The 25,450-nt window shown below is 53.1% G+C and carries 21 protein-coding genes and 2 pseudogenes; 16 read left to right on the top strand and 7 right to left on the bottom strand.

Going from position 1 to position 25,450, the window contains the following annotated elements; translation table 11 throughout:
• Window positions 1-67 precede the first annotated feature (67 nt).
• The 3 genes from OGV93_RS14860 (at window position 68) to nhaR (ending at window position 4,045) form a co-directional block, all read left to right on the top strand.
• Window positions 68-1,783 carry an aryl-sulfate sulfotransferase gene (locus tag OGV93_RS14860; RefSeq protein WP_046274470.1) on the top strand — a complete coding sequence of 572 codons (1,716 nt, stop codon included), beginning with the start codon at window positions 68-70 and terminating at the stop codon, window positions 1,781-1,783.
• A 157-nt stretch (window positions 1,784-1,940) separates the two neighbouring features.
• The gene (nhaA, locus tag OGV93_RS14855; RefSeq protein WP_016151635.1) at window positions 1,941-3,107 is read left to right on the top strand and encodes a Na+/H+ antiporter NhaA; all 1,167 of its coding nucleotides are present in this window, start codon (window positions 1,941-1,943) and stop codon (window positions 3,105-3,107) included.
• 38 nt (window positions 3,108-3,145) lie between these two features.
• Window positions 3,146-4,045: a transcriptional activator NhaR gene (nhaR, locus tag OGV93_RS14850; RefSeq protein ID WP_016151636.1), complete on the top strand. Its 900-nt coding sequence runs from the start codon at window positions 3,146-3,148 to the stop codon at window positions 4,043-4,045.
• 114 nt (window positions 4,046-4,159) lie between these two features.
• Here the strand turns inward: nhaR and OGV93_RS23925 are convergent.
• A pseudogene (locus OGV93_RS23925) lies at window positions 4,160-4,246 on the bottom strand (hypothetical protein); the annotation flags it as partial.
• A 91-nt stretch (window positions 4,247-4,337) separates the two neighbouring features.
• Entirely contained in the window at window positions 4,338-4,601 is a 264-nt protein-coding gene (rpsT, locus tag OGV93_RS14845; RefSeq protein WP_003018940.1) for a 30S ribosomal protein S20, read from the bottom strand.
• Between the two features lie 105 nt (window positions 4,602-4,706).
• Between rpsT and OGV93_RS14840 the strand changes: the two are divergent.
• From OGV93_RS14840 to OGV93_RS14800, 9 genes and pseudogenes are all read left to right on the top strand, one after another.
• Window positions 4,707-4,922: pseudogene (locus tag OGV93_RS14840) on the top strand (DUF2575 domain-containing protein).
• Window positions 4,923-4,929: 7 nt separating this feature from the next.
• The gene (ribF, locus tag OGV93_RS14835) at window positions 4,930-5,868 is read left to right on the top strand and encodes a bifunctional riboflavin kinase/FAD synthetase (RefSeq protein ID WP_287109648.1); all 939 of its coding nucleotides are present in this window, start codon (window positions 4,930-4,932) and stop codon (window positions 5,866-5,868) included.
• A gap of 37 nt (window positions 5,869-5,905) precedes the next feature.
• The gene (ileS, locus tag OGV93_RS14830) at window positions 5,906-8,722 is read left to right on the top strand and encodes an isoleucine--tRNA ligase (RefSeq protein ID WP_101700363.1); all 2,817 of its coding nucleotides are present in this window, start codon (window positions 5,906-5,908) and stop codon (window positions 8,720-8,722) included.
• Complete coding sequence (gene lspA / locus OGV93_RS14825; RefSeq protein ID WP_003018932.1) at window positions 8,722-9,219, top strand: signal peptidase II; 498 nt, start codon at window positions 8,722-8,724, stop codon at window positions 9,217-9,219. Before ileS ends, lspA begins: the two co-directional genes overlap by 1 nt.
• Before the next feature lie 117 nt (window positions 9,220-9,336).
• Window positions 9,337-9,786: an FKBP-type peptidyl-prolyl cis-trans isomerase gene (fkpB, locus tag OGV93_RS14820; RefSeq protein ID WP_003018929.1), complete on the top strand. Its 450-nt coding sequence runs from the start codon at window positions 9,337-9,339 to the stop codon at window positions 9,784-9,786.
• A gap of 1 nt (window position 9,787) precedes the next feature.
• Window positions 9,788-10,738: a 4-hydroxy-3-methylbut-2-enyl diphosphate reductase gene (ispH, locus tag OGV93_RS14815; RefSeq protein WP_103928894.1), complete on the top strand. Its 951-nt coding sequence runs from the start codon at window positions 9,788-9,790 to the stop codon at window positions 10,736-10,738.
• 66 nt (window positions 10,739-10,804) lie between these two features.
• A complete protein-coding gene (gene rihC, locus OGV93_RS14810) occupies window positions 10,805-11,719 on the top strand; it encodes a ribonucleoside hydrolase RihC (protein ID WP_016155659.1) in 915 nt (304 codons plus the stop codon).
• 97 nt (window positions 11,720-11,816) lie between these two features.
• Window positions 11,817-12,380, top strand: coding sequence for a glucose-6-phosphate isomerase family protein (locus tag OGV93_RS14805; RefSeq protein ID WP_016155660.1), 564 nt, complete (start codon window positions 11,817-11,819; stop codon window positions 12,378-12,380).
• Window positions 12,373-13,155: a glucose-6-phosphate isomerase family protein gene (locus OGV93_RS14800; RefSeq protein ID WP_103928895.1), complete on the top strand. Its 783-nt coding sequence runs from the start codon at window positions 12,373-12,375 to the stop codon at window positions 13,153-13,155. The genes OGV93_RS14805 and OGV93_RS14800 overlap by 8 nt, the downstream gene beginning before the upstream one ends.
• Before the next feature lie 755 nt (window positions 13,156-13,910).
• On the opposite strand, the gene OGV93_RS14795 is transcribed toward OGV93_RS14800, so the two are convergent.
• The 5 genes from OGV93_RS14795 to OGV93_RS14775 are packed head-to-tail and all read right to left on the bottom strand — an operon-like array spanning window position 13,911 to window position 18,224.
• Window positions 13,911-14,729, bottom strand: a complete 819-nt coding sequence (locus OGV93_RS14795; RefSeq protein ID WP_016151643.1) for a PTS system mannose/fructose/sorbose family transporter subunit IID — start codon at window positions 14,727-14,729, stop codon at window positions 13,911-13,913.
• On the bottom strand, window positions 14,729-15,529 hold the full coding sequence (locus tag OGV93_RS14790) for a PTS mannose/fructose/sorbose/N-acetylgalactosamine transporter subunit IIC (protein ID WP_103928896.1): 801 nt from the start codon (window positions 15,527-15,529) through the stop codon (window positions 14,729-14,731). The genes OGV93_RS14795 and OGV93_RS14790 overlap by 1 nt, the downstream gene beginning before the upstream one ends.
• A gap of 10 nt (window positions 15,530-15,539) precedes the next feature.
• Entirely contained in the window at window positions 15,540-16,034 is a 495-nt protein-coding gene (locus OGV93_RS14785; RefSeq protein ID WP_003837349.1) for a PTS sugar transporter subunit IIB, read from the bottom strand.
• An 11-nt stretch (window positions 16,035-16,045) separates the two neighbouring features.
• Window positions 16,046-16,474, bottom strand: coding sequence for a PTS sugar transporter subunit IIA (locus OGV93_RS14780; RefSeq protein ID WP_047358350.1), 429 nt, complete (start codon window positions 16,472-16,474; stop codon window positions 16,046-16,048).
• A 4-nt stretch (window positions 16,475-16,478) separates the two neighbouring features.
• On the bottom strand, window positions 16,479-18,224 hold the full coding sequence (locus OGV93_RS14775; protein WP_016155664.1) for a class I mannose-6-phosphate isomerase: 1,746 nt from the start codon (window positions 18,222-18,224) through the stop codon (window positions 16,479-16,481).
• 187 nt (window positions 18,225-18,411) lie between these two features.
• On the opposite strand from OGV93_RS14775, the gene OGV93_RS14770 reads away from it, so the two are divergent.
• The 4 genes from OGV93_RS14770 (at window position 18,412) to carB (ending at window position 25,224) form a co-directional block, all read left to right on the top strand.
• Entirely contained in the window at window positions 18,412-19,419 is a 1,008-nt protein-coding gene (locus OGV93_RS14770; RefSeq protein WP_046276033.1) for a LacI family DNA-binding transcriptional regulator, read from the top strand.
• A 133-nt stretch (window positions 19,420-19,552) separates the two neighbouring features.
• Window positions 19,553-20,374 carry a 4-hydroxy-tetrahydrodipicolinate reductase gene (dapB, locus tag OGV93_RS14765; RefSeq protein WP_287109645.1) on the top strand — a complete coding sequence of 274 codons (822 nt, stop codon included), beginning with the start codon at window positions 19,553-19,555 and terminating at the stop codon, window positions 20,372-20,374.
• Window positions 20,375-20,830: 456 nt separating this feature from the next.
• Window positions 20,831-21,979, top strand: coding sequence for a glutamine-hydrolyzing carbamoyl-phosphate synthase small subunit (carA, locus tag OGV93_RS14760; RefSeq protein ID WP_095715619.1), 1,149 nt, complete (start codon window positions 20,831-20,833; stop codon window positions 21,977-21,979).
• Between the two features lie 17 nt (window positions 21,980-21,996).
• A complete protein-coding gene (carB, locus tag OGV93_RS14755) occupies window positions 21,997-25,224 on the top strand; it encodes a carbamoyl-phosphate synthase large subunit (protein ID WP_016151650.1) in 3,228 nt (1,075 codons plus the stop codon).
• The last annotated feature ends 226 nt before the right edge of the window (window positions 25,225-25,450 follow it).

Here is a 25,450-nt window from a genome sequence, read left to right as displayed (position 1 = left end):
TATCCCCAGTGTATTTATTTTGTTGTTCCGCTGTGGAACGATGAAATGAATACATTGGACACGCATAATGAAAAAGATTATTTCCCCCGATATTAAGTTGCCTACACCTCGTCCCGCTGTTAATCAGGAGATTGACAGCAATAATGAGATGGTTCTCAGTCATACAGCTGTTTATCAAGATTGTCTGGCTCGGATCACTGATGAGAATACGTTGGAAAATGCGGTCATTGTTCTAAACCCTTATGGTACAGCCCCTTTAAGTGCATATGCCGGTGTTTGGAGTGCTGAAGAACGTACTGTAACGCTGAAAATTCAGGATCTGGCGCAAAGCGCGATACAAGTCGTGCAAGATTTTACGTTGAATGTGGGGGCGAATCTGCTGCCTGTACTTGGCCTAGTGGCAGATGTCGATAACCAACTGGCTATTTTGGTTGATGAAGTCGTTATCGCCACTTATACGATAGCAACCCAACCTTTACCTGCAACGGATTCTGCAGATGTGCAGTTAGGGTTTCCTGTTATCAATGTGACTCAACCAGTGACTGACGCCGACCTGATTGCGCCGGGCTGCTATTTCATTACGCATTTCGACCGCTATAACTATGCTCTGGATCAGGATGGTGTGGTGCGTTGGTACGTGACACAGGACTTCCCGTCATTCAATTTGGTGCGCATTGATAACGGTCATTTCTTGGCTACATCAGAAGCTAAAAACACCTACCTTGAGATGTATGAGTTCGACATGATGGGACGGCTGTATACTTTTTATATTCTGGATAACCAATTCCACCACTCAATTTGGCAATGGGACAGTAATACCATCGTCGCGCCTTCCGAATATACCTCGGGCAGACCAGATTCACTGAAGACTAATGAAGATGGCGTCTCAGTTGTGGATTTATCTACCGGGCTGGAAATTGCCTATTACGACATGGCCGCTATTCTTGATACCTCACGTACAGCGAGACCAACGGGGACGGCACCTGGTGAAGATCCGACCGCTCAGGACTGGCTGCATATCAACCAAAGCTATGTTAATGAAACGAATAGTTTGCTGATCGCTTCAGGGCGTCATCAGAGCGCTGTTTTTGGCATCAGCCTCGAGACTGAATCGCTGCAGTTTATTATGTCCACGCATGAAGATTGGAGCGAGGAGTATAAGCCTTACCTTCTGACTCCGGTCGACAGTGATGGTGTCCCTCTTTATGACTTCAGCAATCAGGATGATGTGGATGCGGCAAACCGTGATTTTTGGTCGTGGGGACAACACAATGTGACTGAAGTGGCTAATGACGAACCAGGAATGGTCGAATTTATGGTATTCGACAATGGTAACTATCGCTCTCGTGTTGATAGTAAAAGCCTGCTTCCACCAGATAATTACAGCCGGGTTGTACACTTTATCGTTGATTTGAACGCAATGACGGTAATGCGCCCTTTTGAATACGGTAAGGAGTTGGGAGCTCGCGGTTATAGTAGTTGTGTAAGCGCCAAAGAGGTGTTGCAGAATGGCAACATCGTTGTGCATTTCGGCGATTGCACATTTGACGAAAATGGCCGAGCTATCTCTTGCCAGCCGGGGGATAGCGACATTATTGACCCGCAGGAAGGAAATGAAGCATTGGGGAATTTGCTTCTGCAAGAAATTGAACCGGTAACCAAGTCGGTGCTTTTTGAGGCGACAATGACCTCTGGTTACTATAAAAACGAGGAAGTGAATGGCGTAGGCTATCGCTATGACATCACCAGTTTCCGCGTTTATAAAATGGGACTGTATGCCTGATTAGGTCTCAGTGTTTTGCGCTCTATGCCCGACATCTGTTCGGGCTTTTTTTATTCGTAAAAACCGATCTATTCATCATGAATAATCTAATTTTAACGAGCTTTCTGAAGGTGTAAGATAGTATTTACGAAGTATTCACCCAATAGAGAGAATAAAAGTGAAACATCTGCATCGTTTTTTTAGTAGTGACGCCTCGGGGGGCATCATTCTGATCATCGCTGCCGTGGTTGCTATGCTGATGGCAAATATCGGGGTTACCAGTGGATGGTACCACGCCTTTCTGGAAACGCCCGTTCAACTGCGGGTTGGCGCGCTTGAGATCAACAAAAATATGCTGCTGTGGATCAATGACGCGTTGATGGCGGTGTTCTTCCTGTTGATCGGTTTGGAAGTGAAGCGTGAGTTAATGCAAGGTTCGCTGGCCAGTCTGCGCCAGGCGGCGTTTCCGATCATTGCCGCTATCGGGGGCATGATTGTCCCGGCGCTGCTGTATCTGGCATTCAACTATGCTGACCCTATCACCCGTGAGGGGTGGGCGATCCCGGCGGCAACGGATATCGCTTTTGCATTAGGCGTGCTGGCGCTGTTGGGCAGCCGTGTCCCACTGGCGTTGAAAATCTTCCTGATGGCGCTGGCGATAATCGATGACCTCGGCGCTATTGTGATCATCGCGTTGTTCTACACCAGCGATCTCTCGCTGTTGTCGCTGGGCGTTGCCGCGTGTGCGATCCTTGTCCTGGCAGCATTGAATCTGTGCGGTGTAAGACGTACCGGTATTTATATTCTGGTTGGCGTAGTGCTGTGGACGGCCGTACTGAAGTCTGGCGTGCATGCAACTCTGGCGGGCGTGATCGTCGGTTTCTTCATTCCGTTGAAGGAAAAACACGGGCGTTCACCGGCGAAGCGTCTGGAGCATGTTCTGCACCCGTGGGTGGCATACCTGATCCTACCGTTGTTTGCCTTCGCTAACGCGGGTGTCTCACTGCAGGGCGTCACCATTGATGGACTGACCTCGGTGTTACCGCTGGGGATCATTGCTGGCCTGTTAATCGGGAAACCACTGGGTATCAGCCTCTTTTGCTGGCTGGCGTTACGCTTCAGGATGGCGCAATTGCCGGAGGGAACGAATTTCCAGCAAATTATGGCGGTCGGCATTCTGTGCGGCATTGGCTTTACGATGTCGATTTTCATCGCCAGCCTGGCGTTTGGGACCGTCGATCCTGAGCTGATTAACTGGGCGAAACTGGGGATCCTGATCGGTTCTTTGCTGTCGGCGGTAATAGGTTACTGCTGGTTACGCACCCGGTTGAACGCAGCAGCCTGACGGGATAACCCTTTCGTGACAATTTTCAGGGAGAGTGTATGTCTCATATAAACTACAACCACCTGTACTACTTTTGGCATGTATATAAAGAAGGATCGGTGGTTGGTGCAGCAGAGGCGCTTTATCTGACACCGCAGACCATTACCGGGCAGATTAAAGCGCTTGAGGAACGCTTACAGGGAAAGTTGTTCAAGCGGAAGGGGCGTGGACTGGAGCCCAGCGAATTAGGTGAATTGGTTTTTCGTTATGCGGATAAGATGTTCACGTTAAGCCAGGAAATGCTGGATATCGTGAACTATCGCAAAGAGTCGAATTTACTGTTCGATGTCGGCGTGGCGGATGCGTTGTCCAAACAGCTGGTCAGCAGCGTGCTGAATGCTGCAGTCGTTGAAGATGAACAAATCCATCTGCGTTGTTTTGAATCAACGCACGAGATGCTGCTTGATCAGCTCAGCCAGCATAAACTGGATATGATTATCTCCGACTGCCCGATCGATTCTACGCAGCAGGAAGGGTTGTTCTCAGTGCGGATTGGCGAATGCAGCGTGAGCTTTTGGTGCACCCAGCCATTGCCTGAGAAACCATTTCCGGCCTGCCTAGAAGAGCGTCGATTGCTGATCCCTGGACGCCGTTCGATGCTCGGGCGTAAGCTGTTGAACTGGATTAACTCACAAGGGCTGAACGTTGAAATCCTTGGCGAGTTTGATGATGCCGCGCTGATGAAAGCGTTCGGCGCAACGCATAACGCTATTTTTGTTGCGCCTACGCTTTACTCCCACAATTTCTATGCCGATGATTCAATTGTTGAAATTGGACGCGTAGAGAATGTGATGGAGGAGTATCACGCCATATTTGCGGAAAGAATGATCCAGCATCCAGCGGTGCAGCGTATTTGCAATGCGGACTACTCGGCATTATTTAAGCTGCAATCAGCCTGATCGTCGTAATGCTTCCGGCTGCGGTGGTTGCCTACAGCCGGAAGGATTCTACTGCTTTAATAAATTCCGGTACTGACCACCTTCGCGGATAAATACCGGAATTCTGTTCCGTGGCCAGCCGTTTTCACGCATCTCTCGATATCTCTTGGGGCGGTTATCCACCTTCGGCCAGACAGAGACTATCAGCTCAATGCCTAGTGAATGACGGTTGCTGTCGAATCCGGCTGCAAACGACGGGCATAAAAAAACCCGCTTACGCGGGTTTTTTCACAAAGCGACAACAAGCAGGCGATTAAGCCAGTTTGTTGATCTGTGCAGTCAGGTTTGCTTTATGACGTGCAGCTTTGTTTTTGTGGATCAGACCTTTAGCAGCCTGACGGTCCACGATCGGTTGCATTTCGTTAAATGCTTTCAGTGCAGTAGCTTTGTCGCCAGCTTCGATAGCTGCGTATACTTTCTTGATGAAAGTACGCATCATAGAGCGACGGCTAGCGTTGTGCTTGCGGGCCTTTTCAGACTGAACGGCGCGCTTCTTAGCTGATTTGATATTAGCCAAGGTCCAACTCCCAAATGTGTTCTATATGGACAATTCAAAGGCCGAGGAATATGCCCTTTTAGCCTTCTTTTGTCAATGGATTTGTGCAAATAAGCGCCGTTTAAATTGCAGCACTCGTTGCGTAGTGATGGCGCAGGATTCTACCAGCTTGCGGGGCGTGAATACAGCCTTTCCACGAGAAAAATTGCATTGGTGTGCCCGTGAAGGGCGTCAATTTGTTTCATAACGATGAAAACCATCCTCTTTCTGTTTCGTAGAAACAATCGCCGGTTAACGTTGAACGCGGTACAGGGTATACTTTCACGATTTTCACTGTTTTGAGCCAGACATGAAGCTGATACGAGGCATACATAATCTCAGTCAGGCCCCGCATGGGTGTGTGCTGACTATTGGTAATTTCGACGGCGTGCACCGTGGCCATCGTGCGTTGCTGCAGGGCTTACGGGAAGAAGGGCGCAAACGCAATTTACCGGTGATGGTGATGATTTTCGAGCCGCAGCCGTTGGAGCTGTTTGCGACGGACAAGTCACCTGCGCGCCTCACCCGCCTGCGGGAAAAACTGCGTTATCTGGCGGAGTGCGGCGTTGATTACGTGCTGTGCGTGCGTTTTGACAGGCGCTTCGCGGCATTAACGGCGCAGACCTTTATCGGCGAACTGCTGGTGAAGCGCCTTGGTGTACAATTTCTTGCCGTTGGTGATGATTTCCGCTTTGGCGCTAGCCGTGCGGGCGATTTCTTGTTATTACAGGAAGCGGGCGCTGAGTATGGTTTTGATATCACCAGCACTCAAACCTTCTGTGAAGGCGGTGTGCGCATCAGCAGTACCGCGGTACGTCAGGCGCTGGCGGAAGATAACCTGCAACTGGCCGAAAGCCTGCTTGGGCATCCTTTTACTATCTCAGGACGCGTAGTTCACGGTGACGAGTTAGGGCGCACTATCGGTTTTCCGACGGCAAACTTACCGCTTCGTCGCCAGGTTTCTCCGGTGAAAGGGGTTTATGCGGTTGAAGTAATGGGGCTGGGTGACAAACCTTTCCCCGGCGTCGCCAACATCGGCACACGCCCGACGGTAGCAGGCGTACGCCAACAGTTGGAAGTGCATCTATTGGACGTTGTAATGGACCTGTATGGTCGCCATATAGATGTAGTACTGCGTAAAAAAATACGCAGCGAACAGCGATTTGCCTCGCTGGATGAACTAAAAGCGCAGATTGCGCGTGATGAGTTGACTGCCCGTGAATTTTTTGGGCTAACAAAACCGGCTTAATGCCTATACGAGTTTTAAATACGGAACCGAGAATCTGATGAGTGACTATAAATCAACCCTGAATTTGCCGGAAACAGGGTTCCCGATGCGCGGCGATCTCGCCAAGCGTGAACCGGGAATGCTGGCGCGTTGGACTGATGATGACCTGTACGGCATCATTCGTGCGGCCAAAAAAGGCAAAAAAACCTTCATTCTGCATGATGGCCCTCCTTATGCGAATGGCAGCATTCATATTGGTCACTCGGTTAACAAGATTCTGAAAGACATTATCGTGAAGTCCAAAGGACTCACGGGATTCGACTCGCCTTACGTTCCGGGCTGGGACTGCCACGGCCTGCCTATCGAGCTGAAAGTAGAGCAGGAATACGGCAAGCCGGGCGAGAAGTTCACCGCCGCTGAGTTCCGCGCCAAATGCCGTGAATACGCAGCGACGCAGGTTGACGGTCAGCGTAAAGACTTTATCCGTCTTGGCGTGCTGGGCGACTGGTCGCATCCGTACCTGACCATGGACTTCAAAACTGAAGCCAACATCATTCGTGCGCTGGGTAAAATCATCGGCAACGGTCACCTGCACAAAGGTGCGAAGCCGGTGCACTGGTGCGTTGATTGCCGTTCCGCGCTGGCGGAAGCGGAAGTTGAGTATTATGACAAAACCTCCCCGTCCATCGACGTTGCGTTCCACGCCGCCGATCAGGACGCGGTAAAAGCGAAATTTAGCGTTTCTGACGTCAATGGCCCGATCTCACTGGTTATCTGGACTACCACCCCGTGGACGTTACCGGCGAACCGCGCAATCTCTCTGGCGCCTGATTTTGACTATGCGCTGGTGCAGATTGACGGGCAGGCTGTGATTCTGGCGAAGGATCTGGTTGAAAGCGTCATGCAGCGTATTGGTGCGGCTGAATACACTATTCTGGGCACCGTAAAAGGCGCCGAGCTGGAACTGCTGCGCTTTACCCATCCGTTTATGGGCTTTGACGTGCCGGCTATTCTTGGCGATCACGTTACGCTGGATGCGGGTACCGGTGCGGTCCATACCGCCGGCGGCCACGGTCCGGATGACTACGTCATTAGCCAGAAATACGGTCTGGAAATCGCTAACCCGGTTGGCCCGGACGGCGCATATCTGGCGGGTACCTATCCGGATCTGGACGGTGTGAACGTCTTTAAAGCCAACGACAAAATCGTTGCGCTGCTGAGCGATAAAGGCGCTCTGCTGCACGTTGAGAAGATGCAGCACAGCTACCCGTGCTGCTGGCGCCACAAATCGCCGATCATCTTCCGTGCGACTCCGCAGTGGTTCGTCAGCATGGATCAGAAAGGTCTGCGCGCACAGTCGCTAAAAGAGATCAAAGGCGTGCAATGGATCCCGGATTGGGGCCAGGCACGTATTGAATCGATGGTTGCCAACCGTCCTGACTGGTGTATCTCCCGTCAGCGTACGTGGGGGGTGCCGATGTCTCTGTTTGTTCACAAAGACACCGAAGAGCTGCATCCGCGTGCTATCGAACTGATGGAAGAAGTGGCCAAACGCGTTGAAGTTGACGGCATCCAGGCGTGGTGGGATCTCGATCCGAAAGATATCCTCGGCGATGAAGCTGACCAGTATGTCAAAGTCCCGGATACGCTGGACGTGTGGTTCGACTCCGGTTCAACCCACTCATCCGTTGTGGACGTGCGTCCTGAGTTTGCAGGCCATGCGGCAGATATGTATCTGGAAGGTTCTGACCAGCACCGCGGCTGGTTCATGTCTTCTCTGATGATCTCCACTGCAATGAAGGGCAAAGCGCCATACCGTCAGGTACTGACCCACGGTTTCACCGTTGATGGTCAGGGTCGTAAAATGTCCAAGTCTATCGGTAACACCGTAAGCCCGCAGGACGTAATGAACAAACTGGGCGCGGATATTCTGCGTCTGTGGGTCGCTTCTACCGACTATACCGGCGAAATGGCCGTTTCTGACGAAATCCTGAAACGTGCTGCCGACAGCTATCGTCGTATCCGTAACACCGCGCGCTTCCTGCTGGCGAACCTGAACGGGTTCGATCCGGTAAAAGATATGGTGAAACCGGAAGAGATGGTGGTGCTGGATCGCTGGGCGGTAGGTTGTGCGCAAGCGGCGCAGGAAGAGATCCTGAAAGCTTATGAAGCCTATGACTTCCACGAAGTAGTACAGCGCCTGATGCGCTTCTGCTCTGTAGAAATGGGTTCGTTCTACCTCGACATCATCAAAGACCGTCAGTACACCGCGAAAGCGGACAGCGTGGCGCGTCGTAGTTGCCAGACTGCGCTGTTCCATATTGCAGAAGCGCTGGTACGCTGGATGGCGCCGATCATGTCCTTCACCGCTGATGAAATCTGGGGTTACCTGCCGGGCGAGCGTGAGAAGTACGTCTTTACCGGTGAATGGTACGAAGGTCTGTTTGGCTTAGGCGAAACCGAAGCGATGAATGACGCCTACTGGGACGAGTTGCTGAAAGTGCGCGGCGAAGTGAACAAGGTCATCGAGCAGGCGCGTGCGGATAAGAAAGTCGGTGGTTCGCTGGAAGCGGCGGTTACTCTGTACGCTGAACCAGAGCTGGCGGCGAAACTGACCGCGCTGGGCGAAGAGTTGCGCTTTGTTTTGCTGACCTCCGGTGCGACGGTTGCGGATTATGCAGCGGCTCCTGCTGACGCTCAGCAGAGCGAACTGCTTAAAGGTCTGAAAATCGTACTGAGCAAAGCCGAAGGTGAGAAATGTCCGCGCTGCTGGCATTACACTACCGATGTCGGCCAGGTGGCGGAACATGCAGATATCTGCGGACGCTGTGTCAGCAACATCGCCGGTGATGGCGAACAACGTAAGTTTGCCTGATGAGTAAGCCTCTATGTTCAACAGGACTACGCTGGCTGTGGCTGGTGGTAGTCGTGCTGATTATCGATTTAGGCAGCAAATACCTGATCCTCCAGAACTTTGCTCTGGGGGATACGGTGTCGCTGTTCCCGTCGCTTAATCTGCACTATGCGCGTAACTATGGTGCGGCGTTTAGCTTCTTAGCCGACAGCGGTGGCTGGCAACGTTGGTTCTTTGCCGGTATCGCCATTGGTATCTGCGTTATCCTGATGGTGATGATGTATCGCTCGAAGGCGACGCAGAAGCTAAACAACATCGCGTATGCGTTAATCATTGGCGGTGCGCTGGGCAACCTGTTCGACCGCCTGTGGCACGGCTTCGTGGTTGATATGATTGACTTTTACGTCGGTGACTGGCATTTCGCGACATTCAATCTTGCCGATACGGCGATCTGTATCGGTGCGGCATTGATTGTCCTCGAAGGCTTCTTACCGTCGAAAGAGAAAAAAGCCGCATAAAAAAATGCCGGATGGCGCTATGCTAATCCGGCTTACAATATACTGCGATTCTTGTGGGCCCGGTAAGCGTAGCGCTATCGGGCAAACAGGCGGCAGCAATTTTAAAGAGCAACCTGCATGTCTAAATCAGTACAGAGTAACAGTGCGGTGCTGGTGCACTTCACCCTTAAGCTCGACGATGGCTCCACCGCAGAGTCAACCCGCAATAACGGCAAGCCTGCGCTGTTTCGCCTGGGCGACGGTTCTCTGTCTGAAGGACTGGAACAACACCTGCTGGGGTTAAAAGAAGGTGATAAAACCACTTTTGCTCTGGAGCCGGATGCCGCCTTCGGCGTGTCCAGCCCGGACTTAATTCAGTATTTCTCGCGTCGGGAATTTATGGACGCGGGCGAGCCAGAAATTGGCGCTATCATGCTCTTTACCGCAATGGACGGCAGTGAGATGCCTGGTGTGATCCGCGAAATCAATGGTGACTCGATCACGGTTGATTTCAACCATCCGCTGGCCGGGCATACCGTTCATTTTGATATTGAAGTGCTGGAAGTCGAACCGGCACTGGAGGCGTAAAATGCAGATCCTGTTGGCCAACCCGCGCGGTTTTTGCGCTGGCGTAGACCGCGCTATCAGCATTGTGGAAAACGCGCTGGCTATTTACGGCGCACCGATTTATGTCCGTCATGAAGTGGTGCATAACCGCTATGTGGTGGATAGCCTGCGCGAGCGCGGCGCTATTTTTATTGAGCAAATCAGCGAAGTACCGGATGGCGCGATCCTGATTTTCTCCGCTCATGGCGTGTCTCAGGCGGTGCGTAACGAAGCCAAAGGCCGCGACCTCACGGTTTTTGATGCGACCTGCCCGCTGGTAACGAAAGTGCATATGGAAGTTGCCCGCGCCAGCCGTCGCGGTGAAGAGTCAATTTTAATTGGTCACGGCGGGCATCCGGAAGTTGAAGGCACGATGGGCCAGTACAGTAACCCGCAGGGGGGAATGTATCTGGTCGAATCACCTGAAGATGTGCTGAAACTGAATGTAAAAAATGAAGGTAAATTGTCCTTCATGACGCAGACCACTCTCTCCGTTGATGACACCTCTGACGTTATTGACGCGCTGCGAAGCCGTTTCCCGAAAATTGTCGGGCCGCGCAAAGACGATATCTGTTATGCCACGACCAACCGTCAGGAAGCGGTCCGTGCGCTGGCGGAGCAGGCCGATGTTGTGCTGGTGGTCGGCTCGAAAAACTCTTCTAACTCCAACCGTCTGGCTGAACTGGCCCAACGAATGGGGAAAGCGGCGTATCTGATTGACGATGCGACCGATATCCAGGAAGCGTGGGTGAAAGAAGCCAGGTGCGTGGGCGTGACGGCCGGTGCCTCGGCGCCTGATATCCTGGTGCAAAACGTGATTGCTCGCCTGCAGGAGCTTGGCGGTGGGGAAGCTATTCCGCTGGCAGGGCGTGAAGAAAACATTGTTTTCGAAGTACCGAAAGAGCTGCGTGTGGATGTTCGTGAAGTAGAGTAAGTCTTTCCGGTTACGATTATGAGAAGATGCCAGACTTAACGTCTGGCATTTTTTTATGGAGAAACCATGCGCTTACCGATCATTCTTGATACCGATCCCGGCATTGATGATGCTGCCGCTATTGCCGCCGCGCTGTTTGCCCCTGAGCTGGATCTGCAACTGATGACCACGGTAGCAGGTAATGTGTCGGTGGAAAAAACCACCCGTAATGCATTGCAACTGCTGCACTTCTGGAATGCGGATATTCCACTGGCGCAGGGGGCATCGATGCCGCTGGTGAGACCGCTGCGAGATGCCGCTTCCGTACACGGTGAATCAGGTATGGAAGGGTATGAATTTGTCGAACACGACCGCCAGGTGATGGCAAAACCCGCCTTCCAGGCCATTCGCGATGCGTTGATGCATGCCCCGCAGCCTGTGACGCTGGTGGCAATTGGCCCCCTGACCAACATTGCGCTGCTGCTGACTCATTATCCTGAATGCATATTCAACATTCACCGTCTGGTGATTATGGGCGGTTCTGCCGGGCGCGGGAACTTCACGCCAAACGCCGAGTTTAATATTGCTATTGATCCCGAGGCAGCCGCAAAAGTCTTCCAGAGCGGGCTGGAGATTGTGATGTGCGGGCTGGATGTCACTAATCAGGCCATGCTCACCCCTGACTACCTGGCGACGTTGCCGCAGCTTAACCAGACGGGAAAAATGCTGCACGCGCTGTTTAGCCATTACCGTAGCGGCAGTATGAATACGGGGCTACGAATGCACGACCTGTGCGCTATTGCCTGGCTGGTGCGCCCGGAACTGTTTACCCTGCAGCCGTGCTTCGTGGCGGTTGAAACCCAGGGGGAATATACCTCGGGTACGACGGTGGTGGACATTGAAGGACGTTTAGGGCATCCGGCAAATGCCCAGGTCGCGCTGGGGCTGGACGTTGAGGGGTTCCAGCAGTGGGTGGCAGAGGTACTGACGCTGGCACCTTGAGGCTGTGATCCGGTCCGCAATATGCAGATAGCGATAGCAGGTTAATCGATTAATCTGCTAATCTGATCCTGTTGTTCTCCTCGGGCCGGAGACACATATGAACCTTTCTTTTATCCAGCCACCGCAGGTGGCGTGGGCAAGCGGCGCTTTAGCTGATGGCCTGTTATTGCGTAAATCCACCCGTATTGAGGATCTTCCAGACGTTTTTGCCGATGAACACGCCCGTCAACAGCTGACTGGCGAGCAGGTCGTGTATGACGTTGAGATGCTGGATACGTCTCCCGCTGAAGGTGAACTCTACACCGGCGTTACCCATCTTTATCCTGGCCGGGTCGGCTGTGAGTATTTTATGACCCGCGGGCATTTCCATGCGCGCCGCGAACAGGGGGAAGTCTATTTTGGTCTGCGTGGCACCGGTTTGCTGCTGTTGCAAACTGAGCAGGGCGACGCGAGGCTGGAAAAAGTATTCGCGGGATCTGTCCACATTATCCCCGGCTTTACCGCGCATCGGTTAATCAACACCGGGGAAGAGGTTCTGTCGGCGCTCGCCGTATGGCCAGGGATTGCGGGTCATGATTATGCAGCGCTTGCCAGCGGCTTCAGAATAAGGGTCTTTGAGGAAAATAAGACGGTTCAGGCGAAGGAGGTACAGAATGGCTGACTTAGCGCATTCTTACGGCCTGGATATGACGGTCCATCATCATCCGCTTGGTTTTAGCTATGGGGATGAGGTTACCGGGCCGATGCCGGAGATTCGTCAACTCGACCAGATTCGCGCCTCGCTGCGCGATCCGCACTGTGAAGGGCCGCAAGAGGTGTATGCCATAGCGATGGATGTGGCGCGAATGCAGGATCGCGAAGAGTTGAAAAAGCGGATGCTGTTGTTTGGCGTGGTCACCTATGCGGCGGGACGGCTGGGAGAAGAGCCGGTGCGTAGTCAGGGACATATTCATCGTATTAGTCAGCACAGCGGCTGGTCTCCGCCGGAGCTTTATGAAATCTGGCAGGGAAAAGCGATCATTTATATGCAGGAATATGTTGAGGACGACCCAGGCCGCTGTTTTGCTGTAATTGCCGGACCCGGTGAGAAAGTGTTGGTACCACCCGGTTGGGGGCATGCGACTATATCCGCAGACCCGGATGTACCGTTAACCTTTGGCGCGTGGTGCGATCGTGAATATGGTTTTGAGTACGACGCTGTGCGTGCGCATAAAGGACTGGCATGGTATCCGCTGCTGCAGGGCAACAACGTTATCTGGCAGCATAATCCGCGTTACATCCCTGGACGACTGCAGGCCGTTACGCCCAGACAATATACGGAATTCTCGATTACCTCCGCACCTGTTTATCAGCAATTCATCGAGGACCCGGCGCGTTTCCAATTTATCTCACGCCCGGACAAGCACCCCGAGCTATGGCAAAACTTTCATCCATAAAAAAACCGGGGCATAGCCCTAATGCTTGTCAGTTAACGATGATGAGTGGCCCTACGGAGGTAATGAATCTGTTGCCTCCGGCGTATTGCTACGTTCACCTTAGTGATATCACTTCTCTGAGACAATACGAGCTGTGAACGTGTTAAGGGTACTATCGCCGTACCCTTAACAATCCCGGCTCCCGGCGGGAAAATTGCCGCTCCGCGGTCCCCTCCGTTTATTCCTCCAGGCTACCGGGCCGGGCGCGAGGTAGCGTCCCTGCAAAACGCGCCCTGAACCCGCATCCCTGCGGGTTCTCCCGGCCTTACGGAAACACGTCGGCAATTTTCAGCCGGACCAGCCCACACCTGACCCCCTGCGTTTTTTATCTGAACAGCAAAACAGATTTAACTGGAAGTCAGTGCGTTGCAGCGATGACCCCGGTCCGGCTGAAAATCGATGAGGCGTTGACGGCTGACCGGGTTTGCCCGCAGGGATGCGGGCAGAGGGGACGGCCTGCAGGGACGCAGGCTCGGCCCCGGCCCGACAGGCAGACGGCATAAGACGAATGAATCGCGTAGCGACGATTTTCCCGCCGGGAGCCTGGGATGCAAGGGAGGCGGCGGTGAGCCTCTCTTGCACGTTCACGGGTATCTGCGCTTCAGAAAAGTGATACCACTGAGGTGAACGGAACCCTGAGCCGAAATCACATGTTCTCCATAATGCTTAACTGACTGACATTAGGGCATAGCCCCGGTTGTACCGTTTTCTGTGTGTTATCCCGCAAACAGGCCCGTGGCAACGCCGAGGGCGGCCAGTATCAACAGTAAAATCATCGCTTTCACTGGTGACACACCGCGCTTGGCCATCAGATACCAGGTACCAAGCACCACAATCAGCGGCAGTAACTGCGGGAAGATACCGTCCAGCATCTGTTGAACATGGATATTCACCCCATCTTTGGTAATAAACTCCAGCCCGGTGCCAAGCTTAACGTAGCTGGCCGCCACGCCCCCCATGACAAACACACCCAGCAGCGATAACGCTTCACGCAGACGGGCAGACTTGCTGCTCACCAGCATTTCCACCGAGCCAGAACCCATTTTGTAGCCTTTCAGGAACAAGAACCACGAGCCGGGAATGATGATGGCCAGCCAGGCAACGGTATAAAACAGCGGCCCGAGAATGTTACCGCCGGCCGCCAGGGCCATGCCGATGCTGAGCAGGATAGGGATCAGCATGCCAGGGATCATTGAATCGCCGATCCCGGCAATAGGGCCCATCAGGCCAACCTTCAGGGTATTGATGGTCTCCCCATCGATCGGTTCACCGTTCGCTTTTTTCTCCTCCAGCCCCAGCACCATACCGTTTACGATCGCGCCTATCTGGGGCTCCGTATTATAGAATGAGGCATGACGGCGCAGCATTTCAGTACGTTGGGCTGCGTCGGGATAGAGCTTTTTCGCCACCGGAAGCATACTCAGACAAAAGCCAAAAGATTCCAGACGTTCAAAACTCATCGATGACAAGTTGTGCATCATCCATGCGCGCCAGCAGCGGCGAAGATCTTTACGCGTAAGTGTACGTTCTTCCATCAGAATTCATCCTCATCATCATCGGCTACCGACTTTGCATTCGCGGCCTGCGGCGGTTCCGGTTTGTAGTTGTAATGGATCAACGCCAACAGCGAACCGACGATCACCAGCGCGACCATGTTGAGTTTTAAAAATACGATGCAGACAAAACCGACGAGGAAGTAGATCAGCATGGTGTAGTTTTTGATGATCTGCTTCAGCAAAATCGCGATCCCGACGGCGGGTAAAATGCCGCCCAGTACGTTCATCGTTGACAGAACTATTATCGGCAAGCTATCCATAAAACCGCTGATGTATTGCGCGCCGAAGTAAACCGCAATAAAAGTTGGTACAAAACGAAGGACAAAGTTTGTCACCTGTGGCCAGATGGCGCTGTTCAGGTAAATACCGCGTTCGTCGCCCCGTTCCAGCGCCACATCTGCCCGGTGATTCCAGAAAGAGTTCAGTACCATCATCGCGTTAAACAAAATGGTTCCGGCGATACCGATGGTCGCCGCCAGCGCGACCGCGACCTCGGGGCCTTTTCCTGAAAGGATCCCTAAGGCGATTGCGGGGTAAGCGACAAAGTTGAGATCGGCCGGCATCGAACCGCCTGGCGTTACCATTGCGATATACACCGCCTGAACCGCGACGCCAATCATGATCCCGGTTTTAATGTCGCCGAGAATAATCCCGACCAGCATTCCAGAAATCAGCGGGCGGGTGATCAGATACCAGCCGCCGGTCAGCCCCAGAAGCCAGGGACTGCTGAGGGCGCCGAGATAGCAAAGTATGCCAATCAACGTAGCTTCGATAATCATCGTGCGCTCCTTATTTCAGCTTCTGACGTGCGTCCTGCCAGCTGTAGCAACTGGCATCAGGAACCAGGCGAAACTCAACCAGGTGCCCATGTTGCGTCAGCCAGTCAAAGGCGGCAATTTCATCCCCGTTGACCGACTGATTCGGGCCGATGGTGGTGGTATCAGCACGCGCGCTCATCGGACCTACATTAATCTTGCCGTTGGCATTTTTCAGGCTGATACCTGCTTCTTCAATGCGTTTGAGCGTGACGGGTGATTTGCCAATGACGAAATAACGTTTCTCGCTGGCAATGACTTTTGGCAATTTTTCAATCGCGGTGGCCGTATCAAACAACCAAACTTTGGTGTCCTGTACGGCGCCTTTCATCACCGAAGAGAGCAAAGGGTCGGCCGCGACGGCGTCGTCTATAGCGACGATCCCATCACAGGGCAGCTCTTTGGCCCAACGTGTCACGAGCTGCCCATGGATTACGCGGTCATCGATACGTACAAAAGAAATACTCATAGTGTTTTCCTTTAAAAATCGTCGGACTGAACGGATAAAACCGGGGCGGCTTTAATCAGCGTGGGTATCGTCAGCGCCAACAGCTCGACGGCTGCGGCGTGAACATCCGTTAAATGGCAAATCTCCTCGCTTTGTAACAGCATCGGGAAATTGACCCCCGCTACGACGGCAACGGGAGGAACCGTTTGTGAAGAAAAAGCATGATGACAGGCGACATTCCACGGCGTACCGCTTTGCATGTCACACAGCACCAGTACGCCGTCAGCGTCTTTTCCGGCACTGGTGAGAACCTGTGAGAACGTCGCTTTAAACCCTTCGATACCTGCCTGTTCACTCAGCGTGACGGGGTAAATATGCGGTAATTCTCCATAAACCATACGACCGCTGGCGAGAAGCGCGTCCGCCAGGGGACCATGGGTGGCAACAATTACGTTAATCATGCGCTTATCCTCTAACCCAGGCTTTAATCGTGGCGAGCTGTTGACCGACGCCTTTGCCAAACGGCGAAATACGATATTCTCCGACGGCGGCAGGGATGATAAAGGTCTCTGCATAGTTGACGACAAACGGGGGAAACGCGCCGCTCGGGCTTTCAACAACGGCCTGCGCACCTTCGACCAGGTTCAGGACGTTGACGCCGCCATGGGTATGGTGAGTGACCGGTGCCGTAAACCAATGGCGACGCGTTTCGATAAATTCGCGTTCGTGCATTCCGGTTCTTTCTTCCCGCCAACCCTCTCCTTCAGCCAGGGGTTCAATACGGTTGACGAGGTTGTCGTGCACCCATTGCGTGTCGCGCTGCCAGTCAATAACCTGCTGACCGTGATCCAGATGCACCGGACGCGGTAAGCCGTCTAACCCTAAGCGGCCCCAATCCCACAGCTTGAAGGTGAAGATATAGGGCGTTGCGCTGATCTCCAGCACCATGGTTCCTGCACCCGAGCAGTGTACGGTTCCGGCAGGGATCAGGAAGTGATCGTGTTTATGTGCAGGGATCTGGTTAACGAATCGTTCATCATCAAAGGTTTTTTCGCCACGACCCGCGGCCCGGAGGTCGTCGAGCATATCCTGCGGTGCGATCCCGGTTTTGGTCCCGAGATACACCACGGCGTCCGGCTCGGCTTCGAGAATGTAATAGCTCTCATCCTGGGTATAGTGCATACCAAACTGCTGTTGAATGTACTCCGTGAGAGGATGAACCTGAAAACTCAAATTCTGGCCACCAATAGTGTCGAGGAAGTCAAAACGGATCGGGAATTCCGCGCCAAAGCGCGCGTGAACTTTTTCACCCAGCAGGGGGCGGGGACAGGTCAGCACCAGATCCTGAGAGGGGATCTCGATCCGCACGTTGCCAAAACGCAGTAACAGGCTGTTTTCCTCGGGCACGCAATCAAAACACCACGCGTAATTGGGGGCTGAGGGATCGAGATCGAAGCGTTGTTTCATCCATTGCCCGCCCCAGACGCCTGGGTCAAAGAAAGGGGCAACGCGAAACGGTTGTTCGGTGGTTTGTTGCAGACCGGCGCGTAACGCGTCGCCGCTGACCATCGCGGGACTATTTTCTACCGTGGTATCGAGCAAATAATCGGCGCGTTTGAGTAACGGCGTTTTATGTTTGTCGAATACCCGCCATTCAATGAAAAAAGCACGTTTGTAACGACGAAGAATATCTTCATCCTGGTTTTCTGCACCCCAGTTACCCAGCCCGTTATGACGCATACGCTGTTGAATTTCCCAGCGCGGAAGATCGGCATAAACCAGTACGTCACCAGGGTGTGCCAGCGCAGCGCCCGAGCCGTACACGACAACCAGCCCTGTGGTAACGGCATCAATCTGTTGGCGGAGTTGGCTGAGTTTGTCGCTATCAAAAAATTCATCCAGGTGATGACAGGAGAGAACGCCGAATACGCGATCGTCGGTAAGGTTACGCGCCAGTAAATCATGCAGGGCCTGCTCATCGCGGCGGGCGGATTCAATATTTAGCACCAGTGCGGTATCTAATGTCGTAACAAGCTGTTGCTCCAGCTCGTCAAGCCGCACGCCCGGATAGCAATCCACGATCAATACGGTTTTGGCGGCGGTAGAAACCCTGGTGTTAAGCACTGAATGAATTGACGACCAACCCTGCCAGGCGTGGTTGTCATAGCCCTGAACGTTAACCTCAGGGAATTTATTATAGGTTGTACGCATATTCTGTCTCCGTGTTGGCTTATTTAAGATTAATCGATTAACCTTATTTTCATAGTGTGGTTAACGCGATTAACCCGCCATAATCAGAATCCAGTGCGGTGAAAAGCACGTTAGCGTGATGTGAATCACACGTAAAAAGGCAAAATTTCGGTTATTCGATTAACCTTCGAAATAAACAGGAGAGGTCATGACTACAGTCACGCTGGCGCAGGTTGCTGAACGCGCGGGAGTCTCCACGGCAACCGTTTCAATGGTGTTGCGTAACCGGGGGCGCATTTCTCAGGCCACACGTGACAGGGTGCTCAAAGCGCTGGACGATGCCGGCTACGTTTATAATCAAACCGCCGCTAACCTGCGTAACCGGAGCAGTAATCAGGTCGGATTGTTGTTACACGATATCACTAACCCTTTTTACGGTGAGATGACTGCAGGGTTAAGCCATGAGATGGAGCGGCATGACCTGCTTCTGTTTCTGGCAAACAGTGAAGAGTCAGGGGAGCGGCAGCAAAAATTTGTCGACTCGTTGATGCGCAATAATGCCTGCGGCATGGTGCTCTGCGCGGCGCGCGAAACACCGACCTCCTTCTTCGAGGCGCTGAAAAGGCGCAATATTCCCGCCATCATGGTGGTCCGCCCTCTTAGCGACCCTGATTTTGATTTTGTGGGAACCGACAACTTTCTCGGTACGCAAATGGCCACCACCCATTTAGTCAAAATGGGGCATAAGAATATTGCGTTTATCGGTGGTAGCCCAAGTTCCGGGAGCCGGGCACAGCGTATCGGTGGATTCACCAGCACGTTGCTGGAGCAGGGAATATCGCCGAATCCGCAATGGATAGTGGCGACGCAGGCCAGCCAGATTGACGGCGCAAAAGTGGCAGAGTCGCTTCTTATGCGGTTCCCGGAAATTACCGCCGCCGTTTGTTATCAGGATATTGTGGCGCTTGGGGTTATGCAGGCATTACGTAAAATGGGGCGTGAACCAGGGCGCGATTTTGCGCTGGTGGGGTTCGATGACATCACCGAAGCGGCGCTGGTACAACCTGCGCTCACCACCGTGTCGGTGGCCGCAAAAGAGATAGGTCGCAAGGCTGGGGAGCTACTTTATAGTCGCATTCAGGGAAATGACGAACCTCCGAAACGCATTATTCTGCCACCTGCGCTGGTGGTCAGAGAATCATGTGGTTTTTGCTGATCGTCATGCCTTTTACTGATATCTCTCCCTGTTTATCATTAAATTCTAATTATCGACGTTTTCGGCTGGCGGCGCAGCGATGTGCTGGTTAATCTGAAAACGATTTACGTAAAATTAACAAAAGAGAATAGCTATGCATGATGCACAAATCCGCGTTGCCATCGCGGGAGCCGGAGGGCGCATGGGGCGTCAGTTGATTCAGGCCACTCTTGGCATGGATGGCGTACAGCTCGGCGCGGCGCTGGAGCGCGAAGGTTCTTCTTTGCTGGGAAGCGATGCCGGAGAGTTAGCGGGAGCCGGTAAAACGGGCGTTACCGTGCAAAGTAGTCTTGAGGCGGTGAAAGATGATTTTGATGTTTTCATCGATTTTACTCGCCCCGAAGGCACGCTGGCGCATCTGGCGTTTTGCCGCCAGCACGGTAAAGGGATGGTGATTGGTACCACCGGCTTTGATGACGCGGGCAAAGAGGCTATTCGTGATGCTGCGCAGGACATTGCTATCGTTTTCGCGGCGAACTTTAGCGTTGGCGTTAACGTCATGCTTAAGCTGCTGGAGAAGGCGGCGAAAGTGATGGGTGATTACACCGATATTGAGATTATTGAAGCCCATCACCGTCATAAAGTGGATGCGCCGTCAGGCACTGCGCTGGCGATGGGGGAGGCGATTGCCGGGGCGCTGGATAAAGATTTAAAAGAGTGTGCCGTCTATTCGCGTGAAGGTTACACCGGTGAGCGCGTACCCGGTACGATCGGTTTTGCCACGGTGCGGGCGGGAGATATCGTTGGTGAGCATACCGCGATGTTTGCCGATATTGGCGAGCGCATTGAGATCACGCATAAAGCCTCCAGCCGCATGACCTTTGCCAATGGCGCAGTACGATCGGCAATTTGGCTGAAATCAAAGTCAAATGGTCTTTTTGATATGAAAGATGTGCTTGATTTACGCAGTTTATAACTTTTATTACCCTTCGTGATGTGGTTATTGTAATCATAAATATTTGATTACATAGGGCAATATTTTATTGCCCTTTTATTTTTTCGCTTTTTAATTTGATTTTTTATTTAATGGCCTGTTTGTTGGTGTTTTTCAGGGTTATTTTGTTATTTCAATGTAAATTTTGACCAAATGGTCCACTTTTATCTATCGCGCTTCCTGTTTTTACACTCTTTATCTTCCGCAAGCGTTTTCTACCCCAAGTTAGCTGATCTTTTTGCCTGTTAAATCGTGTGTTTTATCCCAGTGGCGTAAAATAATAATAAAAAATGCCCTTTTGGGTAGACTTTTACGTGGGCTATCTCTAGAATGCCGCCGTTTGCCAGAAATCCATAGGTAAGCAAATTTGCATTGATTCATGAGGTGTTAATGAATTAATATGCAAATAAAGTGAGTGAATATTCTCTGGAGGGTGTTTTGATTAAGTCAGCGCTATTGGTTCTGGAAGACGGAACCCAGTTTCACGGTCGGGCCATAGGGGCAACAGGTTCGGCGGTTGGGGAAGTCGTTTTCAATACTTCAATGACCGGTTATCAAGAAATCCTCACTGATCCTTCCTATTCCCGCCAAATCGTCACTCTTACTTATCCTCATATCGGTAATGTCGGCACCAATGAAGCCGATGCAGAATCTTCTCAAGTACATGCGCAAGGCCTGGTCATCCGCGACCTGCCGCTGATTGCCAGCAACTTCCGCGATACCGAAGACCTCTCTTCTTACCTCAAACGCAATAATATTGTGGCAATTGCCGATATCGATACCCGTAAGCTGACGCGTTTGCTGCGTGAAAAGGGCGCACAGAACGGCTGCATTATCGCGGGTGATAACCCGGATGCGGCGCTGGCGCTGGAAAAAGCGAAAGCCTTCCCGGGTCTGAACGGCATGGATCTGGCGAAAGAAGTGACCACCGCGGAGCCTTATAGCTGGACGCAAGGTAGCTGGACGCTGGCCGGTGACCTGCCGGAAGCTAAATCTGCCGATGAACTGCCGTTCCACGTAGTGGCCTACGATTTCGGCGCTAAACGTAACATTCTGCGTATGTTAGCGGATCGCGGCTGCCGCCTGACGGTTGTGCCGGCGAAAACCTCTGCTGAAGATGTTCTGAAGATGAATCCGGACGGTATCTTCCTGTCCAACGGCCCTGGCGATCCGGCGCCGTGCGACTACGCGATTACCGCGATTCAGAAATTCCTCGAAACCGATATTCCGGTATTTGGCATCTGCCTCGGCCATCAACTGCTGGCGCTGGCAAGCGGTGCGAAGACCATTAAGATGAAGTTTGGCCACCATGGCGGCAACCATCCGGTAAAAGATATTGATAACAACACCGTGATGATCACCGCTCAGAACCACGGTTTTGCGGTCGATGAGGCCTCCATGCCTGCCAACCTGCGCGTGACCCACAAGTCGCTGTTCGACGGCACCCTGCAGGGGATTCATCGTACCGACAAACCGGCGTTCAGCTTCCAGGGGCACCCTGAAGCAAGCCCAGGTCCACACGACGCTGCGCCGCTGTTCGACCACTTTATCGAGTTAATTGAGCAATACCGTCAGTCCGCGAAATAATCAGGAGTAAAAGAGCCATGCCAAAACGTACAGACATAAAAAGTATCCTGATTCTGGGCGCGGGTCCGATCGTTATCGGTCAGGCGTGTGAGTTTGACTATTCCGGCGCGCAGGCGTGTAAAGCCCTGCGTGAAGAGGGTTACCGCGTTATTCTGGTGAACTCCAACCCGGCGACCATCATGACCGACCCGGAAATGGCCGATGCCACCTACATCGAGCCGATTCACTGGGAAGTGGTACGCAAAATCATTGAGAAAGAGCGCCCGGATGCGGTGCTGCCAACCATGGGCGGTCAGACGGCGCTGAACTGTGCGCTGGAGCTGGAACGTCAGGGCGTACTGGCTGAGTTCGGTGTGACCATGATTGGCGCGACGGCGGATGCCATTGATAAAGCGGAAGACCGTCGTCGCTTCGACATTGCGATGAAAAAAATCGGTCTCGATACCGCACGTTCAGGCATCGCTCACACCATGGAAGAAGCGCTGGCGGTTGCCGCTGACGTCGGCTTCCCGTGCATTATCCGTCCGTCTTTCACCATGGGTGGCACCGGCGGCGGTATCGCCTACAACCGCGAAGAGTTTGAAGAAATTTGCGAACGCGGTCTGGATCTTTCCCCAACCAACGAACTGCTGATTGATGAATCGCTGATTGGCTGGAAAGAGTACGAGATGGAAGTGGTACGTGATAAAAACGACAACTGCATCATCGTCTGCTCCATCGAAAACTTCGACGCGATGGGCATCCATACCGGTGACTCCATCACCGTTGCGCCAGCCCAGACGCTGACCGACAAAGAATATCAAATCATGCGTAACGCCTCGATGGCGGTACTGCGTGAAATCGGCGTTGAAACCGGTGGTTCTAACGTCCAGTTTGCGGTAAACCCGAAAAACGGTCGTCTGATTGTTATCGAGATGAACCCGCGCGTCTCACGCTCCTCGGCTCTGGCGTCCAAAGCAACCGGCTTCCCGATTGCTAAAGTCGCAGCCAAGCTGGCGGTAGGTTACACCCTCGACGAACTGATGAACGACATCACCGGCGGGCGGACTCCGGCTTCGTTTGAGCCGTCCATCGACTACGTTGTGACGAAAATTCCACGCTTCAACTTCGAGAAATTTGTTGGCGCTAACGACCGTCTGACCACCCAGATGAAATCTGTCGGTGAAGTGATGGCGATTGGCCGCACCCAGCAGGAGTCTCTGCAAAAAGCGCTGCGCGGTCTGGAAGTGGGCGCGACCGGCTTCGACCCGAAAGTAAGTCTGGATGACCCGGAAGCGCTGACCAAAATCCGCCGCGAGCTGAAAGACGCAGGCGCCGAGCGTATCTGGTACATCGCCGATGCTTTCCGTGCTGGCCTGTCCGTCGATGGCGTGTTCAACCTGACCAACATCGACCGCTGGTTCCTGGTGCAGATTGAAGAACTGGTGCGCCTGGAAGAAAAAGTCACAGACCTTGGCATCAACGGCCTCGACGCTGACTTCTTGCGCGTACTGAAGCGCAAAGGTTTCGCCGATGCGCGTCTGGCGAAACTGGCCGGCGTACGCGAAGCGGAAATCCGCAAGCTGCGTGACCAATATAACCTGCACCCGGTCTACAAGCGCGTGGATACCTGCGCGGCAGAATTTGCCACCGACACCGCTTACATGTACTCCACTTATGAAGACGAGTGCGAAGCGAATCCAACTCAGGATCGTGACAAGATTATGGTGCTGGGCGGTGGTCCAAACCGTATCGGTCAGGGCATTGAATTTGACTACTGCTGCGTACACGCCTCGCTGGCGCTGCGCGAAGACGGTTACGAGACCATCATGGTCAACTGTAACCCAGAAACCGTTTCTACCGACTACGATACCTCCGACCGTCTGTACTTCGAGCCGGTAACGCTGGAAGACGTGCTGGAAATCGTGCGCATCGAGAAGCCGAAAGGCGTTATCGTGCAGTACGGCGGCCAGACTCCGCTGAAGCTGGCGCGCGCGCTGGAAGCGGCAGGCGTGCCGGTTATCGGCACCAGCCCGGATGCTATCGACCGTGCGGAAGACCGTGAACGCTTCCAGCAGGCGGTTGACCGTCTGAAGCTGAAACAACCGGCGAACGCCACCGTGACCGCCATTGAAATGGCGGTTGAGAAGGCGAAAGAGATTGGTTACCCGCTGGTGGTGCGTCCGTCCTACGTTCTCGGCGGCCGCGCGATGGAAATCGTCTACGACGAAGCCGACCTGCGTCGCTACTTCCAGACCGCGGTCAGCGTTTCTAACGATGCGCCGGTACTGCTGGACCGTTTCCTTGATGACGCGGTTGAAGTGGACGTGGACGCCATCTGCGACGGCGAAATGGTGCTGATTGGCGGTATTATGGAGCACATCGAACAGGCGGGCGTGCACTCCGGTGACTCCGCATGTTCTCTGCCTGCGTATACCCTGAGCCAGGAAATTCAGGATGTGATGCGCCAGCAGGTGCAGAAACTGGCCTTCGAACTGCAGGTTCGCGGTCTGATGAACGTCCAGTTTGCGGTGAAGAATAACGAAGTTTACCTGATTGAAGTGAACCCGCGTGCGGCGCGTACCGTTCCGTTCGTCTCCAAGGCAACGGGCGTACCGTTGGCGAAAGTTGCAGCGCGCGTGATGGTCGGGAAAACGCTGGCACAGCAGGGCGTCACCAAAGAAGTTATCCCGCCGTACTACTCGGTAAAAGAAGTGGTGCTGCCGTTCAACAAGTTCCCGGGCGTTGATCCGCTGTTAGGGCCAGAAATGCGCTCTACTGGTGAGGTGATGGGCGTGGGCCGTACCTTCGCGGAAGCGTTCGCCAAGGCACAGCTCGGCAGCAGCTCCACCATGAAAAAACAGGGGCGTGCGCTGCTCTCCGTTCGCGAAGGCGATAAAGAGCGCGTGGTTGACCTGGCGGCGAAGCTGCTGAAGTTTGGTTTCGAGTTGGATGCGACGCACGGCACCGCGATTGTGCTGGGCGAAGCCGGTATCAATCCACGTCTGGTGAACAAGGTGCATGAAGGCCGTCCGCACATTCAGGACCGTATCAAGAATGGCGAGTACACTTACATCATCAACACTACCGAAGGCCGTCAGGCTATTGAAGACTCCAAGCTGATTCGCCGCAGCGCACTGCAGTACAAAGTGCATTATGACACCACCCTGAACGGCGGTTTCGCAACGGCGATGGCGCTGAATGCCGATGCTACCGAGAAGGTGACCTCGGTTCAGGAAATGCACGCGCAGATCAAAAAGTCATAAAAAAAAGGCCCGGTGATAATTGCGCTAACCGGGCCTGCAATATAATTGGGAAAGGGTTTCTGTAAAGAAATCCTTTTTTTATCTCTCATAAGGTCATTCCTGGCCAACCGTGCTTTCATAACCACATTTTCAATGTAATAAGCACGATGTTGCTCACACTAATCAACATTCAAGTCGCATACTATCCATTATATCCACAATTTTAATATGGCTTAGTTTTTATTAA

The organism is Citrobacter sp. Cb031 (assembly GCF_030336725.1).
GTDB classification, from domain to species: domain Bacteria; phylum Pseudomonadota; class Gammaproteobacteria; order Enterobacterales; family Enterobacteriaceae; genus Citrobacter; species Citrobacter braakii.
The sequence above is the reverse complement of the archived record's forward strand: the minus strand, read 5'-3'. Positions and strand labels throughout refer to the sequence as shown.